Origin of the sequence: Paenibacillus rhizoplanae (assembly GCF_042684125.1) — a bacterium.
GTDB classification, from domain to species: Bacteria; Bacillota; Bacilli; order Paenibacillales; family Paenibacillaceae; genus Paenibacillus_AQ; species Paenibacillus_AQ rhizoplanae.
The window spans coordinates 43,266-60,546 of sequence record NZ_JBHUKY010000017.1; the positions used below are offsets into that span (position 1 = coordinate 43,266).

Consider the following 17,281-nt stretch of genomic DNA (forward strand, 5'->3'; position numbering starts at 1 on the left):
ACTTTGGGAAGGGTGAAAGCCGTTGAACGAGCGTAAAGCAGCTCAGTCGGATACAGACCTGCTTTGGGAGCAGTGGAAAGAGCACGGCGATCCTGAAGCCAAAAAAAAACTGATTGAGAGTTATCTCCATATTGTTGATTACGTATCCAGCCGTCTGGCAGTAGGGCTGCCCAAAAATGTCTCCAAGGACGATTTGGCCAGCAACGGTGTAATGGGACTTATTGATGCCATCGAAAAATTCGACTACAAGCGGGGGCTTCAATTCCAGACCTATGCATCCTGGCGGGTAAGAGGAGCAATCCTTGATTCTCTGCGGCAAAGTGACTGGGTTCCCAGATCCGTACGCGAAAAAGCGAAAAAAATCGAGGAAGCCTACCAGCAGCTGGAACAGAAGTATTTGAGATCGGTAAGTGACGATGAAATGAGCCAGTATCTGAATATTTCGGAAATGGAGTTTCAGACGATGCTGCAGGATGTTGCGGTAATGTCGCTCTGTTCATTGGAAGATCCTATACGTGAAGAAGAATCAGAGACACGAATGTCCATATTGGTAGATGACAAGGCCAAGAATCCGGACCGTAAAGTGAATGAGTTCTACCTGCGGGATACGCTAACCAAAGGCATCGAGAAATTAACAGTGAAAGAACGGACCGTCGTGTCCCTTTTATATTATGAGGATTTATCTTTAAGCGAGATTGCGGAAGTGATGTCCTTGTCTCCTTCGCGAATCTCCCAGCTTCATTCCAAAGCTATTTTGCGGCTAAGAGGAACACTTGAGAAGAACCGGGACCTTCTAATGCAAAATGATTAACCGGGTGACGGTGACAAGGGGGAGCAGAAATTGATCGGTCAATATGTATTGAGCCAATACCTAAGCGTTACTTTTTCGGAGGATAAGGGGATTGCTTACCTTCAGTTCACCAAGAAGGATGAGAATTTCACCTGTTCGGTCGAGGACCTTGAGAGCTTCCTGTTCAGTCACAATATTCGTTTCGGCATCCAGCATGATATTGTAACGCGGATCAGCAGTAACCCGGAAGAATACTTCTGGAACAGAGTGCCCATCGCGATTGGACAGCCTCCTGTCAACGGTAAGGATGGCCGTGTGGTGCTGACCGTTGATATGGAAGAGGACCGCAAGCCTCTGGAGAAAGAGGATGGCAAGGTAGATTACAAAGAGTTGGTCCGGCTGCATAATGTAAGGAAGGGCCAGCTTATTGCCAGGGTTATTCTGGCGGAGAATGGTGTGAGCGGCAAGATGGTGACAGGGGAGGAGCTTCCATTCCGGGCAGGGAAAGAGGCTCACTTCAAGGTAGGCAAGAATGTGGTGGTGGATCAGGAAGAGACCTCCATGTATTCTGCGATCGACGGATTGGTTACGCTGACAGACAAAGGTAAGATCAATGTATTTCCGGTGTTTGAAATCAACGGGGATGTGGACTACAGTACAGGCAATATTGATTTCGTGGGCACGGTCGTCATCCGCGGCAATGTGCTCACCGGCTTCACCGTCAAATCCGCAGGAGATATCCGGGTGGTCGGCGGGGTAGAGGGAGCTGAACTGATATCGGGCGGGTCCATCGAGATTACCGGCGGCATCATCGGATATAATAAAGGCCTCGTAAGCGCCGGCAAAAATGTCAAGGTCTCGTTCATCCAGGATGGCAATGTTGTGGCCGGGGAAGATATAATAGTCTCCCAAAGTATCATGCATTCCAGCATCCGGGCAGGCCATGATGTGCTGTGCAACGGCGCCAAGGGCTTAATTGTTGGCGGAATTGTGCAGGCAGGCGAGCGGGTGATTGCCCGCACCATCGGCAATACCATGTCTACAGCTACAGCGATCGAGGTGGGCGTTGTTCCCGAGCTGAGGAATGAGATCAATGAACTGCGCCAGGAGCTGCGGCAGCTTCTCGAGAATGAGGACAAGACCAATAAGGCGCTATATCTGCTTAATCAACTGGCGACCAATGGCCAGCTATCACCGGATAAGGTGGCGCTTCGCGTCAAGCTTAATGCAACCAAGCAATCTCATATGCGTGATGAAAAGAGAATCAAAGAGCGTGTGCTGGAGATCGAACGCATGCTGGAGGATACCGGCAGAGCCAGGGTTGATGTCGTCAAGACGATCTATGGAGGCTCCAAGATCGTGATCGGCAGATACACCCGGTTCGTTAAGGACCCGACAGAGCGGGTATCCTTCGTCTATAGTGAAGGGGACATATCCATAATACCTTACGTGTAATCAGGCGGGCAGCCGTGGCGGCCTGCCATTCCTTGATTCTGAAACCATTGAGTGGAGAAGAGGGATCTTATGAGTCTGAAACCGGTGGAACTGCAAATTGCACTGCCCCGTACGCATGATGCGGGCAAAGTTCAGAATAACCTTCAGCAGCGTCCTACACTCGACCAGCAGCAATTGGCAGGCCAGAATGTGAAGCATAGCCAGGAAATCTCGCTGCGCAGCACAGAGGTTGATGAGTCTGCCGAATCGGCGCTGCGGGACGGCGGCAAGGGAAGCAGCCCCAGGAGTCAGTCTGATTCGCGCAAGCAGGACAAGCAGGAGAACACCCATGATGCCGAGCATCCCTATAAGGGACACCGTATAGATTTCAGTCTTTGATTTTGACCAGAATTAAACGCAGAAGGAGATTACACACTTGGAACCATGGGTATACATCGTGCTGGTAGGCGTAGTCGCAATCGTATATGCCCTACGGCTGCCGGCCAGGGCGGGCAGGGAAGACTCGGAGGAGAAGAAGAGCCTGAAGGAGACAGAGGCTGCTCTGGAGCTCTACATGGCCGATATTGAGCATGAGAACTCTGAGCTGCTGAAGCTGGTGGGCAGTATTAAGACACAGTCACAGAGCAATAAGACAGCCCTCCAGGACGAGATTGGTCTATTGCGGGAGCAGGTGGGCGAGCTGCAAAAGAGCCTGCTGCTCATGGATGCCCGGCTGACTGCAGAGGAGAAAGGGCTGCTCCAGCTGGCAGCGACCTTCTCGCGGGAAGGTTCGTCTGCTCGCGGGGAGAAGTCCCAGGGAGGGGAGACTTCGGTTCCGGCAGAAGCTCCTGTTAAGCAGAAGACGGTCAGCTCCATTAAGCTGCGGTATCCGCGTCTGTTCGAGCTGCATGAGCAGGGGAAATCGATAGATTCTATCGCCAAGACCGCCGGTCTGCAGCGGGGCGAGGTACAGCTTATTCTGCAGCTGGCAATGCAGGAGGAATCGGTATGATGAAGAACCGATTCTTTATGCTGGGATTAGGTGTCGGATTGATTGCTGGCGCGTTGCTGCTACAGCTGATGATAGCTGGCAGGGCGGCGCCGTTAACCAAAGAAGAGCTTATCCAGCAAGCAACCCGCCTGAATCTGACCCTTGTAGACCCGGCGGAAGCTTCTGCTACTGCTACACCATCGCCGGAGGAAGGGGCCTCGGCCCCGGCTTCCCAGGCGGCAGCCAAGCCAGCTGCAACTCCAGCTTCTACGCCTGCAATCCCGCCCAAGCCGGCTGCCACGCCAAGCGCTGCAGCGACTCCGGGCAAGCCCTCAGCTCCTGCGCAGCCGCAGAGCACCGCAGAGCCTGTTACCAAGGCTCCGGTTACACCTGGTGCGCCTGCGGTTGCTGTGAACGGGGTGATCTCTCTAAGGATTCCTACTGGTATTACCCTTGCCCAGACGGCCGATCTGCTTGCGGAGGCCGGGGTGATAGAGGATAAGAACAAGTTTCTCCAGACGGCGAACAGCCGTAAGGTGAACACTATCATTCAATACGGCAGCTATAACTTCACCAAGGGAGAGAGCATCAACTCCGTTATTGATAAGCTGATTACTGTGAAAAAGTAATCGTTGCATAGGCGATTTTAATATGTTATAGTAATTGACGGTGTTAAAACACACGCCAGTTGATTTCGACAAGAGGTGCTTTCTTCTGAAGAAAGTCTTGTAGAAAGATGACACGCGGCGGAGGAGACACACAATAAACCAAAATTAGGAGGTGCGTGAAGATGGCAGTAATTTCCATGAAGCAGCTTCTCGAAGCTGGGGTACACTTCGGTCATCAGACTCGTCGTTGGAACCCAAAGATGGATCGTTATATCTTCACTGAAAGAAACGGAATTTACATTATTGACTTGCAAAAAACAGTCAAAAAGGTAGAGGAAGCTTACAACTTTGTAAAGAGCGTCGCTGGCGACAACGGAACAATCCTATTCGTAGGAACAAAGAAGCAAGCACAGGATTCCGTAAAAGAAGAAGCTGAACGTTCAGGTATGTTCTTCATTAACCAACGTTGGCTGGGTGGTACCCTGACTAACTTCCAGACGATTCAGAAGCGTATTGATCGCCTGAAGAAATTGGAAGCTTGGGAAGAAGACGGTACCTTTGCAGTATTGCCTAAGAAAGAAGTTATCCTTCTCCGCAAAGAGAAAGATCGTCTTGAGAAATTCCTGGGCGGTATCAAGAACATGAAAGGTCTTCCAAGCGCGCTGTTCATCATTGACCCGCGTAAAGAGCGCATTGCAGTAGCAGAAGCTCGCAAATTGGGTATTCCTATCGTAGCTATCGTTGATACTAACTGCGATCCGGACGAAATCGACTACGTTATTCCAGGCAATGACGACGCTATCCGCGCCGTGAAGCTCTTGACTGGTAAAATGGCTGACGCTGTTGTTGAAGCTCATCAGGGCGAAGACACAACTACTGCTTAAGTAGTGTTCGGAACATATACAAGAACTTAAATGAAAAGGGTGGTTGGCAGGTGGATAACCTCTCACTGCCCTTTTTTTAAAATGTAGGAATATCCGCTGTGCGCCCTGCGTATGGCAATGACTATGACTCTGGAGGGAATAACAATGGCAGTAGATGCAAAAGCAGTAAAGGAACTTCGTGAAAGAACAGGAGCAGGAATGCTCGATTGTAAAAAAGCGCTTGAAGAAGCAAACAACGATATCACCAAAGCGGCAGAATTGCTCCGTGAAAAAGGCCTGTCCGCAGCAGCTAACAAAGCTGGACGTATTGCTACTGAAGGTACTGTAGAATCTTATATCCACGCTGGCGGCCGTATTGGCGTTCTGGTAGAAATCAACTGCGAAACTGACTTCGTAGGCAAAACCGATTCCTTCAAAGAATTTGCCCGTGATATCGCTATGCAAATCGCAGCAGCGAACCCGCTGTATGTTCGCCGTGAAGAAGTACCTTCTGCAGATGTAGAGAAGGAAAAAGAAATTCTTAAGGCTCAAGCGCTGAACGAAGGCAAGCCTGAGAAGATCGTTGAAAAAATGGTGGAAGGCCGCATCAGCAAGTTCTATGAAGAATACTGCTTGATGGAGCAATCCTTCGTTAAAGACCCGGATAAGACGATTTCCCAACTGCTGAATGAAAAAATCAGCACCATTGGCGAGAACATCACCATCCGCCGCTTCGTTCGTTTCGAACTGGGTGAAGGTCTTGAGAAGAAAGTTGACAACTTCGTAGAAGAAGTAATGGCACAAGTTAAACAATAATTGCTGCACTGCATTGAATAAGAATTGAATATTGGCAAGCATCAAAAGAGCGGAACACATATAAGAAGTGTTCCGTCTTTTGTAAGAAAGTGAGGGTATACAATTGGAACAGCCGGTATTTAAGAGAGTGGTCCTTAAGGTAAGCGGTGAATCGCTCTCCGGACAGAATGGCTATGGCATCGATGCCGAAACGATCATCTCTATTGCGGAGCAGGTCAAGGAAGTCGTTGAGCTAGGAGTTCAGGTTGCGATTGTATGCGGCGGGGGCAACATCTGGCGCGGGATCGCCGGGAGCGAGAACGGGATTGACCGGGCGACAGCGGATTATATGGGAATGCTGGCAACGGTGATGAACTCGCTGGCCTTGCAGGATGCTCTGGAGCAGATCGACGTCCCTACCCGGGTACAGACTTCTATTGCCATGCAGCAGATTGCGGAGCCTTATATCCGCCGCCGGGCCATCCGGCATTTGGAGAAAGGCCGCGTAGTAATTTTTGCCGCCGGAACAGGGAATCCGTTCTTCTCGACAGATACTACGGCAGCGCTCAGAGCAGCCGAGATTGAAGCTGAGGTCATCCTGATGGCCAAGAACAAAGTAGACGGCGTCTACTCCGCAGATCCGTTCAAGGACAGCACAGCCGTGAAGTACGAGCAGCTCACTTACATGGATATTCTGAACAAAAACCTGGGTGTCATGGATTCCACCGCTTCCTCACTCTGCATGGATAATAATATACCGCTCATTGTGTTTGCTATTACAGAGCAAGGCAATATCAAACGCGTCGTTCTCGGTGAAAAGATTGGGACGATCGTTAAAGGGAGTGTAAATTAATGCCACAATCGGTTAAGAAGAATGCCGAAGAGCGTATGGAAAAAGCGATTCTCTCGCTGAAGCGCGACTTGGCAACACTGCGGGCGGGACGCGCTTCGACGTCGCTGCTGGATCGCATCCAAGTTGAATATTACGGTGCCCCAACTCCTCTCAATCAGCTGGCCAACATCAGCACACCGGATTCCCGGACCCTGCTGATCCAGCCGTGGGACAAAACCTCGATGTCTGACATCGAACGGGCGATTATGAAGTCTGACATTGGGATTACACCTGCCAATGACGGTACGATCATCCGCCTGTCGATTCCTCCGCTTACTGAAGAACGCCGCGGCGAACTTGTGAAGTTCACTAAGAAGTTCGGCGAAGAAGCTAAGGTAGCGATCCGCAACATCCGCCGTGATGCGAACGATGACATCAAGAAGATGGAGAAGAACGGCATTTCAGAAGACGAATCACATGGACATCAGGAAGATATCCAGAAATCAACGGATAAGTTCATAGCTGAAGTCGACAAAGTGCTCTTGTCCAAAGAAAAAGAGATTATGGAAGTATAATGAAATTCAAGAGACTTCAGGCCCCTCCGTTTATGGTGGGGTTTGTCTCTTTCTGATAAGAGCTTGGAGGAAACGGAAATGATCAAACGGATTCAAGAATGGCTGAGCCGTAAAGACAGGCAGGAGCCAGTCGAGATTTCACCGGATAATATTCCCCGGCATGTAGCGATAATTATGGATGGCAATGGCCGCTGGGCGAAACGGCGCGGTCTGCCCCGTATTGTAGGCCATCAGAACGGGATGAAGGCGGTCAAACGTGCGACGATTGCCGCGAATGACCTGGGCGTTGAATTCTTGACCCTGTATGCTTTCTCTACGGAGAACTGGAGCCGGCCGAAGGATGAGGTTGATTTCCTCATGCGCCTCCCTGTAGAATTCCTGGCGATTGAACTGGACGAATTGATTCATAAGAATGTTCAAGTACGTGTAATGGGGAATGCCGAGGCTTTGCCTTCCCATACCCGTAAGGCTATGGAAGAAGCGGTTGCCCGCACGCAGAGCAACACCGGACTTATTCTGAATTTTGCATTAAACTACGGCGGACGCAAGGAAATTGAGGATTGTATGCGCGGCTTGGGCAAGGATATCCAGGCAGGTGTCCTGTCACCTGAAGAGATCACTTCAGAGCTGATTGACAGCAGACTGTTGTCCGGCGGATTACCTGATCCTGACCTCTTGATCCGTACCAGCGGTGAAATGCGGCTCAGTAATTTTATGCTGTGGCAGGTCGCCTATAGTGAATTTTGGTTTACGGATGCGTACTGGCCGGAGTTTGACAAGACGCATCTGATGCAGGCTGTCGCTGAGTATCAGCGCCGCACACGCCGTTATGGTGGATTGAAGTAGCCTGATGGGAGAGGGATTCTTTGAAGCAGCGATTGATTACCGGAATTGTTGCCGGGGCCTTGTTTTTAGGGTTATGCTATTGGGGTGGCTGGCCGTATCAGCTGATGCTGACTGCCATGGCCCTCATCGGCTATTATGAATTTGTGAAAATGACGGGTACAGCTACCTTTGGACTGACTGCTGTATTTGGTTACGCTTCTGTAGTAGGTTTTATGATTCCTTGGGACCTCCTGGGAATAGATAAGCTATTCTCTTGGGAACAGGGGATATGGCTGTTAATGCTGCTGTTCCTGCTGGTTACTGTGTTCAGTAAGAATAAGCTGGATATCAAAATCACCGCAATGATGTTCACCGGCATTGTTTACATAGGGATGGGGTTCTCCTATATGGGAATTGCCCGTGGTGCGGGAGACGGCCATGGCCTCTTCTGGACGATCCTGTTGCTGTGCTGTATCTGGGGCAGTGATGCCGGAGCCTATTTTGTTGGCAGAAGCTTCGGGAAGAATAAGCTGTGGCCTGCAATCAGTCCTAACAAGACCATTGAGGGCGCCCTTGGCGGAGTGTTGATTTCTGCTGTCCTATCGATTGTTTTTGCTTTACTGGTTCCTGATCTGCTGACGATCGGACGCGCGCTGCTGATTGGAATTGCCTGCGCCGTGCTGGGTCAGCTCGGAGATCTTGTACAATCTGCCTATAAACGGGTGTACGGTATTAAGGATTCAGGCTCACTGCTGCCCGGTCACGGAGGCATCCTGGACCGCTGCGACAGCTGGATTATCGTATTTCCTTTCGTACATATCGTAATGCTGATGCCTTACTATTAACGACAGGGAGAAGGAAAGCAACTGTGAAAAGAATTAGTATTCTCGGCTCCACAGGCTCCATCGGTACCCAGACGCTGGATGTTGTAGCCATGCATCCGGAAGCCTTTGAAGTCGATGGGCTGGCGGCGGGAAACAATACTGCACTGCTGCTGGAACAGGTCCGCCGCTTCAAGCCGCGCCGTGTTTCGGTCTCCACGAAGGAGCTGGCAGAGGAGATCAGATCCAGTCTGCCTGCCGGTGTAGAGCTGTATAGCGGAAGTGAAGGGCTGGTGGAGATTGCTGCCGGGGGCGATGCTGAGACGGTCGTGACTGCGCTCGTAGGCAGTGTAGGACTTCAGTCTACGCTTGCGGCGATTGAAGCCGGCAGACATATTGGACTGGCTAATAAGGAGACGCTCGTGACCGCCGGACATCTGGTTACAGAGCTGGCTGGACGCAAAGGCGTGAAGCTGCTGCCAGTGGACAGTGAGCATTCGGCGATTTTTCAATGCTTAAATGGCGAGAATCGTGAAGATGTGGCTTCGATTACCATTACTGCCTCCGGCGGTTCATTCCGTGATTATAAGCGAGAAGAGCTTAAGCATGTAACCGTAGAGGACGCACTTCGTCACCCCAACTGGAGCATGGGAGCCAAGATTACTATAGATTCGGCAACCATGGTCAACAAAGGCCTGGAGGTTATTGAAGCCCACCATTTATTCGCTCTTCCGTATGAGCAGATTGATGTGCTGCTGCATCCGGAGAGTATTATTCATTCGTATGTGGAATTCCGTGACAGCAGCATTATTGCTCAGCTGGGGACTCCTGATATGCGGGTTCCTATTCAATACGCACTAACCTATCCCGACCGCTGGCTGTCGCCCGCGAAGCGATTGTCGCTGGCTCAGGTAGCCAGCCTGACCTTCCGGGAGATGGATTATGAGCGCTATCCGGCGCTGAAGATGGCTATTGACTGCGGAATTGCGGGCGGCACATTCACGACGGCCTTCAATGCAGCCAATGAGGTCGCTGTTGCCCGCTTCCTGCGCGGTGAAATTCCTTTCCTGCGCATTGATGAGATTATTGATGAAGTGCTTCAGCGCCATCATAATGCGGCAGATCCTGGTCTGGAACAGATTCACTTGTGCGACATGGCTTCCCGGGAGCTTGCGGCTGTTCTGTAACGGGATGGTAGGCGCCTTTGGATAAGGTAATAATAGCTGTGCCCTGAAAAATAGGTGTGGACTGTTGATTCTCTTGTGCCCTGCCTTGGAATAATGATAAATTAAGAGGACATACTTCGGTCTTACACCTTAAGGGGGAATGTTGCGCTATGGAGATGGTAAGAGTTGTTTTTTTAACGGTGTTTATGTTCTTTGTTTTGGTGACTGTCCATGAATGGGGACATTATTATTTTGCCAAACGCGCCGGAATTCTTGTACGGGAATTTGCGATCGGTTTCGGTCCGAAACTGTTCTCTTATAAACGCGGTGAAACCCAGTTCACGCTTCGCTTGCTGCCCTTCGGGGGATACGCCCGTATGGCCGGCGAGGACCCGGAGATGGTTGAGATCGGCCCCGGGCAGACCATTGCCGTCCGGCTGGGCCAGGATAACAAGGTGAAGAATATTTACATCGATTCTCTGGATACCCGCAGAAATGTTATACGCGGCGAAGCGCAGTTCACGGATCTGGAGAACGAACTGAAGATCCGCCTCGATGTAGACGGTGAAGTGACTACTTATGATGTGAATCCGCAGGCGATGATGATCAAGGGCACCCAGCAGACGCAGATTGCGCCCAGGGACCGTCAATTCGGCGGCAAAACCGTCGGTCAGCGTGCGATAGCGATCCTGGCCGGTCCGGTGATGAACTTCATTCTGGCGTTTGTATTATTCGCACTTCATCTGCAGATGGCTGGAATCCCGGTGGAGAACCCGACCTATGTGAAGATCGGTGATGTCAGTTCAGGAATGCCTGCGCAAGAAGCAGGTCTGCAGAAGGGCGACATCGTCGTCACTGTGGACGGGCAGGCCATCGGCGGAGATTACCAGAAGATGATCAAGCTGACTTCGGCCTCCAAAGGCAAAGAAATGAACTGGACGCTGAAGCGCGGCGAAGAGACCTTGAAGGTGACCATGATTCCCCGTGGAATGGAAGGGGAGGAAGGCGGCAAAGTGGGTATTACGCCAGAGCTGCCTACCCGCAAGGCCGGTGTGGGGGAGACAATCACCAAGTCTGGTACTGCTATGGTTGACACCACCAAGCTGATTTTTATCGGCTTCAAGCAGCTGATTAATAAATTTAATATGGATGATATCTCTGGACCAGTAGGCACGTTCCAGTTGACCGGACAGATTGCCCAGCAGGGGATTCAGTATCTGACCTATTGGGCGGCTATTCTCAGCCTGTACTTAGGGATCTTTAACCTGTTGCCGATTCCTGCCCTGGATGGCAGCCGGCTTGTGTTCCTCGGGGTTGAGGCGTTACGCGGCAAGCCGGTGGACCCGAGCCGGGAAGGCATGGTCCATTTTGTAGGCTTTGCCCTGCTGTTCCTGGTGATGATCGCTGTTACTTATAATGATATTTTACGCCTCATAAGCGGCTGACGGATGTCATATCATTGTTGATCCCGTGGTGTATATGAATCGGCTTCATAGCTAATATGCAATCTGCGGGGCGAATATAGGAGGATTTCTTTACATGGCCAAAGACAAGCAATTCGTTACAGAGATCACGCCGCAGGGCGAGGATTTCTCACGTTGGTATATCGATGTAATCAAAAAGGCGGACCTGATGGATTATTCACCGGTCCGCGGCTGTATCGTATTCAAACCGGACGGCTATGAAATCTGGGAGCATATCCAGGAGGAAATGAACCGCCGCCTGAAGGCTACCGGTCACCGGAACGCCTACTTCCCGCTGTTCATTCCCGAGAGCTTTTTCCAGAAGGAGAAAGAACATGTGGAGGGCTTCAACCCGGAGCTGCCTTGGGTCACTGAGGCCGGAGGCGATGTGCTGGAAGAACGTCTGGCGATCCGCCCTACATCCGAGACGATGTTCGGCCATATGTATTCCAAGTGGATTCAGTCTTACCGCGACCTTCCGGTTCTGATCAATCAATGGGCCAACGTTGTCCGCTGGGAGAAACGTACCCTGCCGTTCATCCGCACTACGGAATTCCTCTGGCAGGAGGGCCATACCGCGCATGAGAATGAGACGGAAGCACGCGAAGAAACTATGAAGATGCTTGATAACTACCGCGACTTCGTGGAGACCTTTCTGGCTATCCCGGTAGTGACCGGACAGAAGACGCCATCCGAGCGGTTCGCTGGTGCCGTGGATACGTATTCCATTGAAGCGATGATGAAAGATGGACGGGCTGTGCAGGCGGCTACCTCGCATTATCTGGGTACCAAGTTCGCCGTGGCTTTTGACATCCAGTACTTGAGCCGTGATAATGTACTGGAATATGCGCATACGACCTCATGGGGCTCTACAACACGCCTAATCGGTTCCCTCATCATGGTGCATGGTGACGACCGTGGACTGGCTCTGCCGCCGAAGGTAGCGCCTACGCAGGTCATTATGATTCCTATCGGACCGCCTAAAACGCGTGAAGCAGTCATCGGACGTACCGATGAGCTGTTCAATGAACTCAAAAGTGCCGGAATCCGCGTGCGTGTAGATGACCGTGCGGATGTAACCCCGGGCTGGAAGTTCAATGAATATGAAATGCGCGGTGTCCCTGTCCGTCTGGAGCTTGGACCACGTGATATGGAGAATGGAGTCTGCGTGCTCGTATCCCGGATCAGCGGCGAGAAGAAGGTCATTCAGCAGGAGAACCTGGTTGAAGAAGTGAACGCCATGCTGGAGCAGGTGCACCAGGAAATGTACGAGCGGGCACTGAAATTCCGTGAGGATCATTTCTATTCCGTAGATACTCTGGAGCAGATGAAGGATTCCATGGAAGAGAAACGCGGCTTTGCGCTTGCAGGCTGGTGCGGTTCTGAAGAATGTGAGGATAAGGTCAAGGAAGAGACCGGCGCAGGCAGCCGTAATATTCCGTTCCACCCGTCAGAAACGAAAGAAACCTGTATCTGCTGCGGCAAACCTGCCCAGCATACGGTTGTATTTGCCAAAGCGTATTAATCGGCAACCTTATATTATTTAATTTTTTATATCAGCTTCTGGCGAGAGGAGTCGGCGGGCCGCAAGTACCCAATGCTTTTTAAGCCGGAGGCTTTTTCTTACAATAGATTATATTAGAATGACGTCGATGTCTTACGCCAATTATTGCCGAGTTAGGTGGGGAATGCATGGAGCAGAACGTGGAGAGAAGAAAGAGATTTGAGCTGTTGATGAAGCAGGGGGAGATTCCGCCTGCCATGATTGATCCTTATTTTGTAGACGGACAGATTGAACGGGTGGAGATCAGCCGCGGCAACCATGACTGGCATATTGTGATTGCGAAGACAACCCTGATTCCCGCCCAGACCTACCGGGCCTTTATCCTTAGAATGCGTGAGAAGCTGCAGCATATTGCCAAGGTCAGCTTCTTGTTCCTATATGATGATACCGTTAGCAGAGCCGATATTGTGCAGGAGTACTGGGGCATGTTCCTGGAGTGGGTCCAGCGTGAGATTCCTTCCGTTAACGGATGGCTGACGCGTTCCAGTCAGGAGCTGCGGGACGGTACGCTCATCCTTAGCCTGAATGATACCATGTCGCTTGAGCTGGCCCGTAAAAAGGGTATCGAAGCCGCCATTATTAAATATTATGATAAATATTTTGCTCTTCCCCTCAAGGTCAAGCTGCAAATGGCTGAGGACGAGAGCAAGAGCAAGGCAGATGCTTATGAGGAATTCCAGCAGAAGCTCCAGCAGGAGCAGCGTGAGCTGGTAGAGCTGATGATGATGAACAGCGAGCCGGACGAGCCTGAAGAAACCGGGGACCCGAATGAGGTCATTAAGCTTCAGGTCGGGAATGACATCAAAGAGCAGGCCGTCTCCATTCTGGAGATTCAGGATGAAGAGAAGAAGATTACGATCCAGGGGACGATCTTCGGACTGGACCGCAAGGAGCTGCGTAACGGAAATACACTGTTCACCTTCTGCATCACAGACTTTACAGATTCCCTGCAGATGAAGATGTTCGCGAAGACCAGGGAAGAGCTGAAGATCATGGGCCAGCTGGCTAACGGCAAATGGGTCCGGGCGCGCGGCAAAGTGGAATATGACCGGTTCATGCAGATTCCCGAGCTGGTGATGATTCCTTCGGATCTGACCGAGGTGTCGGCGCCGCCTGCCCGTAAGGACAATGCCAAGGAGAAGCGTGTGGAGTTCCATCTGCATACCACTATGAGCACGATGGATGCGGTAGCACCGATTGATGCCTATGTCAAAACAGCTGCGAAATGGGGCCACCCGGCACTTGCAGTTACCGACCACGGCAATGTTCAGAGCTTCCCGGATGCGAATCATGCCGCCCATAAGCATAAGCTCAAGATGCTCTACGGTGTGGAGGCCAATGTCGTCAATGATGCGGTCAACATCGTGGAGAATGCGCAGCCGCTGGAGCTCAAGACGGCAACCTATGTCGTCTTCGATATCGAGACCACAGGGCTGTCCATCACACGCAACAACATCACAGAGCTTGCGGCGATCAAGATGTGCGAAGGTAAGGAGCTGGACCGTTACACTACTTTCGTCAATCCGCATGAGAAAATTCCCTACCACATCCAGCAGTTGACAAATATTACGGATGAAATGGTCAAGGATGCGCCGGATCTTGCGCCGGTACTTAAAGATTTCGTGGAGTTTGTGGGAGACAGTATTCTTGTTGCACATAATGCACGTTTCGATATGGGCTTCATTCAGGCTTCCCTGAAGAAGCTGGGACAGCCGGAGCTCCCGAATCCTTGGCTGGATACGTTGGAGCTGGCGCGTCTGCTCTACCCCAAAATGAAGAACCACCGGCTCAATACGCTTGCTGACAAGTACAAGGTACTGCTGGAGAGTCATCACCGTGCGGTGGATGATACGATTGCGCTGGGCGGGATTCTGAACGGTCTGCTGGCCGATGCGGAGAAGATGAAGGGCATGACCCGGCTCGACCGGCTAAATGACTATGTAGGCAATGACCTGTCGACTGTCCGGCCGTTTCACTGCGGGATCTATGCTCTGAATCCGATCGGCAAAAAGAATCTCTACAAGCTGATCTCCATGTCGCATACAGAGTACTATAAGCGGGTGCCTTGCATCCCCAAGTCAAAGCTTGAAGAGCTTCGTGACGGACTGCTCGTCATATCCGGCTGTGAGCGGGGCGAGTTCTTCGAGGCTGTGCTGAACAAGACCGTGGAAGAGGCGATTGAGGTTGCCCAGTTCTATGATGTACTGGAAATCCAGCCGCTCACTATGTACATGCATCTGGTGGATAAAGGGTTCGTAGCGAGTCCGGAGGACCTGCGGGGTGTTGTACGCAAAATCTGTGAGATCGGCGAGCAGATGAACAAGCCGGTGATAGCTACTGGGAATGTGCACTACCTTGAGCCGCGCGATAAGCTGTTCCGCGATATTACGATCCACGGGATTACCGGGTTCAGTCCGTTGAAGGACCAGAACAAGCCGGATGCCCACTTCCGGACGACCGATGAGATGCTTGCAGAGTTCGAATATTTGGGTGCAGCCAAAGCGAAGGAAGTCGTGGTCACGAATACTGTTGAACTGGCTGAGCGGTTCGAGGAATACGATCTGTTCCCCAGCGATCTCTTCACGCCTATTATTGAAGGGGCGGACGATGAGATCCGCAATACCTGCTATGACACAGCCAAATCGATCTACGGCGAGGAGCTGCCGGAGGTTGTGGTTGCCCGTCTGGAGAAGGAGCTTGCCCCGATTATTAAATACGGGTTCTCTGCCAACTATCTGATCTCGGAACGGCTCGTCAAAAAGTCGAACCAGGACGGTTATCTCGTCGGTTCCCGTGGCTCGGTAGGCTCGTCGGTAGTGGCAACATTCCTTGGAATCTCGGAGGTTAATCCGCTTCCGGCTCACTATATCTGCACCAATTCCGAATGTCGGCACAGTGAATGGTTCCTGGACGGCAGTGTGCCAAGCGGCTTCGACTTGCCGGATAAGGATTGCCCGCATTGTGGAGGCCGGCTGAAGGGAGAAGGCCAGGATATTCCGTTTGAGACCTTTCTGGGCTTCAAAGGGGACAAGGTTCCCGATATTGACCTTAACTTCTCCGGGGAGTATCAGCCAAACGCCCATAACTTTACCAAAACGATGTTCGGTCCGGACAATGTATTCCGTGCGGGAACCATCGGTACGGTTGCAGAGAAGACTGCTTTCGGCTTCACCAAGAAATATGAAGAGCATCACCAGAAGCGCTGGCGCGGTGCGGAGGTTGGACGGCTTGCCGCCGGCTGTACCGGGGTGAAGCGCAGTACGGGGCAGCATCCCGGCGGTATTGTCGTCTTGCCGGACTATATGGAGATTGAAGATATCACTCCGGTACAGTTCCCGGCGGATGATGTTACAGCCGAGTGGAAGACCACCCATTTCGATTATCACGCCTTCGATGCCAACCTGCTGAAGCTCGATATTCTCGGCCACGATGATCCGACCATGATGCGGATGCTGCAGGATCTGACCGGCGTGGACCCGACGACCATTCCGATGAATGATCCGAAGGTAATGAGCATGTTCAACTCCACGGATGCGCTCGGGGTAAGGCCGGATCAGATCCGTACCCCGGTGGCCACTTATGGTGTGCCGGAGATGGGGACGAAGTTCGTCCGCCAGATGCTTGTCGAAGCCAAGCCCTCCAGCTTTGCCGATCTGCTGCAGATTTCCGGGCTGTCCCATGGAACCGGCGTATGGCTTGGGAACGCTCAAGAGCTGATCAAGAACAATACCTGCAACATTAAGACAGTAATCGGCTGTCGTGATGATATCATGCTCTACCTAATCTATAAGACGGGCATGGATGCTAGTCTGGCCTTCAAAATTACGGAGAGTGTGCGTAAAGGAAAGGGGCTGCCGCCGGAGTGGATTGAGGAGATGAAGAATTGCAAGGTGCCGCAGTGGTACATTGATTCCTGTCTCAAAATCCAGTACATGTTCCCGAAGGCCCATGCCGCGGCTTATGTCATTTCGGCGGTGCGCACAGCCTTCTTCAAGCTGTATCATCCGATAGAATACTATGCGACTTACTTCTCGGTCCGCGCTGCGGATTTCGATATCGAGCTGTGCTGCAAGGGTTACGAAGCCATCGCGCGCCAGCTTGTAGAGATCGAGTCCAAGGGCTTCCAGGCGCTGCCTAAGGAAAAGGCGATGCTTCCGGTGCTTGAGATGGCCCTGGAGATGACCGCACGCGGCTTCAGCTTCAAGAACATTGATCTGTACCGCTCGGATGCCACCAAGTTCACGGTGGACGGCACCAGTCTGATCCCTCCGTTCTCCTCGCTTGCCGGAATCGGGGACAATGCCGCGATTAATATCGCCGCCGCCAAGGACGCCGGGGAATTCCTCTCCATTGAGGATTTCCAGCAGAAATCCAAGGCCAGTAAAACGGTGATTGAGCTGCTGAACGGAATGGGCTGCTTCCGCGGACTGCCAGAGAGCAACCAGCTTTCGCTGTTCTGACAGCCGGCTCAAGTGATGTGATATACAGCCCTTTAATGTCCTCTTAGAAAGGGGAGTCAAGGGCTGGTACTTGTCAGTGCTCCCTCACTATGGT

At 51.7% G+C, this 17,281-nt stretch carries 15 protein-coding genes; all 15 read left to right on the plus strand.

Features of this window, described 5'->3' with window-relative positions; translation table 11 throughout:
* Window positions 1-22 precede the first annotated feature (22 nt).
* The 15 genes from ACFSX3_RS06895 (at window position 23) to ACFSX3_RS06965 (ending at window position 17,187) form a co-directional block, all read left to right on the plus strand.
* Window positions 23-811 (plus strand): FliA/WhiG family RNA polymerase sigma factor, encoded by a 789-nt coding sequence (locus tag ACFSX3_RS06895; RefSeq protein WP_209992732.1) that lies wholly within the window; start codon window positions 23-25, stop codon window positions 809-811.
* 30 nt (window positions 812-841) lie between these two features.
* Window positions 842-2,245, plus strand: a complete 1,404-nt coding sequence (locus tag ACFSX3_RS06900; protein WP_209992733.1) for a DUF342 domain-containing protein — start codon at window positions 842-844, stop codon at window positions 2,243-2,245.
* Window positions 2,246-2,314: 69 nt separating this feature from the next.
* Entirely contained in the window at window positions 2,315-2,623 is a 309-nt protein-coding gene (locus ACFSX3_RS06905) for a hypothetical protein (RefSeq protein WP_209992734.1), read from the plus strand.
* Between the two features lie 37 nt (window positions 2,624-2,660).
* The gene (locus ACFSX3_RS06910) at window positions 2,661-3,236 is read left to right on the plus strand and encodes a hypothetical protein (RefSeq protein ID WP_209992735.1); all 576 of its coding nucleotides are present in this window, start codon (window positions 2,661-2,663) and stop codon (window positions 3,234-3,236) included.
* Complete coding sequence (locus ACFSX3_RS06915) at window positions 3,233-3,844, plus strand: hypothetical protein (RefSeq protein ID WP_209992736.1); 612 nt, start codon at window positions 3,233-3,235, stop codon at window positions 3,842-3,844. Before ACFSX3_RS06910 ends, ACFSX3_RS06915 begins: the two co-directional genes overlap by 4 nt.
* A gap of 161 nt (window positions 3,845-4,005) precedes the next feature.
* On the plus strand, window positions 4,006-4,707 hold the full coding sequence (gene rpsB, locus ACFSX3_RS06920) for a 30S ribosomal protein S2 (protein WP_036692565.1): 702 nt from the start codon (window positions 4,006-4,008) through the stop codon (window positions 4,705-4,707).
* Between the two features lie 144 nt (window positions 4,708-4,851).
* Window positions 4,852-5,502, plus strand: coding sequence for a translation elongation factor Ts (gene tsf / locus ACFSX3_RS06925; RefSeq protein WP_036692572.1), 651 nt, complete (start codon window positions 4,852-4,854; stop codon window positions 5,500-5,502).
* A gap of 103 nt (window positions 5,503-5,605) precedes the next feature.
* Entirely contained in the window at window positions 5,606-6,334 is a 729-nt protein-coding gene (gene pyrH, locus ACFSX3_RS06930) for a UMP kinase (RefSeq protein WP_209992737.1), read from the plus strand.
* Window positions 6,334-6,888 (plus strand): ribosome recycling factor, encoded by a 555-nt coding sequence (frr, locus tag ACFSX3_RS06935; protein WP_039295250.1) that lies wholly within the window; start codon window positions 6,334-6,336, stop codon window positions 6,886-6,888. Before pyrH ends, frr begins: the two co-directional genes overlap by 1 nt.
* Before the next feature lie 78 nt (window positions 6,889-6,966).
* Window positions 6,967-7,734: an isoprenyl transferase gene (locus ACFSX3_RS06940; RefSeq protein ID WP_209992738.1), complete on the plus strand. Its 768-nt coding sequence runs from the start codon at window positions 6,967-6,969 to the stop codon at window positions 7,732-7,734.
* A gap of 20 nt (window positions 7,735-7,754) precedes the next feature.
* Window positions 7,755-8,558 (plus strand): phosphatidate cytidylyltransferase, encoded by an 804-nt coding sequence (locus tag ACFSX3_RS06945; RefSeq protein ID WP_209992739.1) that lies wholly within the window; start codon window positions 7,755-7,757, stop codon window positions 8,556-8,558.
* A 23-nt stretch (window positions 8,559-8,581) separates the two neighbouring features.
* Window positions 8,582-9,721, plus strand: coding sequence for a 1-deoxy-D-xylulose-5-phosphate reductoisomerase (locus ACFSX3_RS06950; RefSeq protein WP_209992740.1), 1,140 nt, complete (start codon window positions 8,582-8,584; stop codon window positions 9,719-9,721).
* Window positions 9,722-9,870: 149 nt separating this feature from the next.
* Entirely contained in the window at window positions 9,871-11,145 is a 1,275-nt protein-coding gene (gene rseP, locus ACFSX3_RS06955; protein ID WP_209992741.1) for an RIP metalloprotease RseP, read from the plus strand.
* Window positions 11,146-11,239: 94 nt separating this feature from the next.
* Window positions 11,240-12,688 (plus strand): proline--tRNA ligase, encoded by a 1,449-nt coding sequence (proS, locus tag ACFSX3_RS06960; RefSeq protein WP_209992742.1) that lies wholly within the window; start codon window positions 11,240-11,242, stop codon window positions 12,686-12,688.
* 167 nt (window positions 12,689-12,855) lie between these two features.
* Window positions 12,856-17,187, plus strand: coding sequence for a PolC-type DNA polymerase III (locus ACFSX3_RS06965; RefSeq protein WP_209992743.1), 4,332 nt, complete (start codon window positions 12,856-12,858; stop codon window positions 17,185-17,187).
* The last annotated feature ends 94 nt before the right edge of the window (window positions 17,188-17,281 follow it).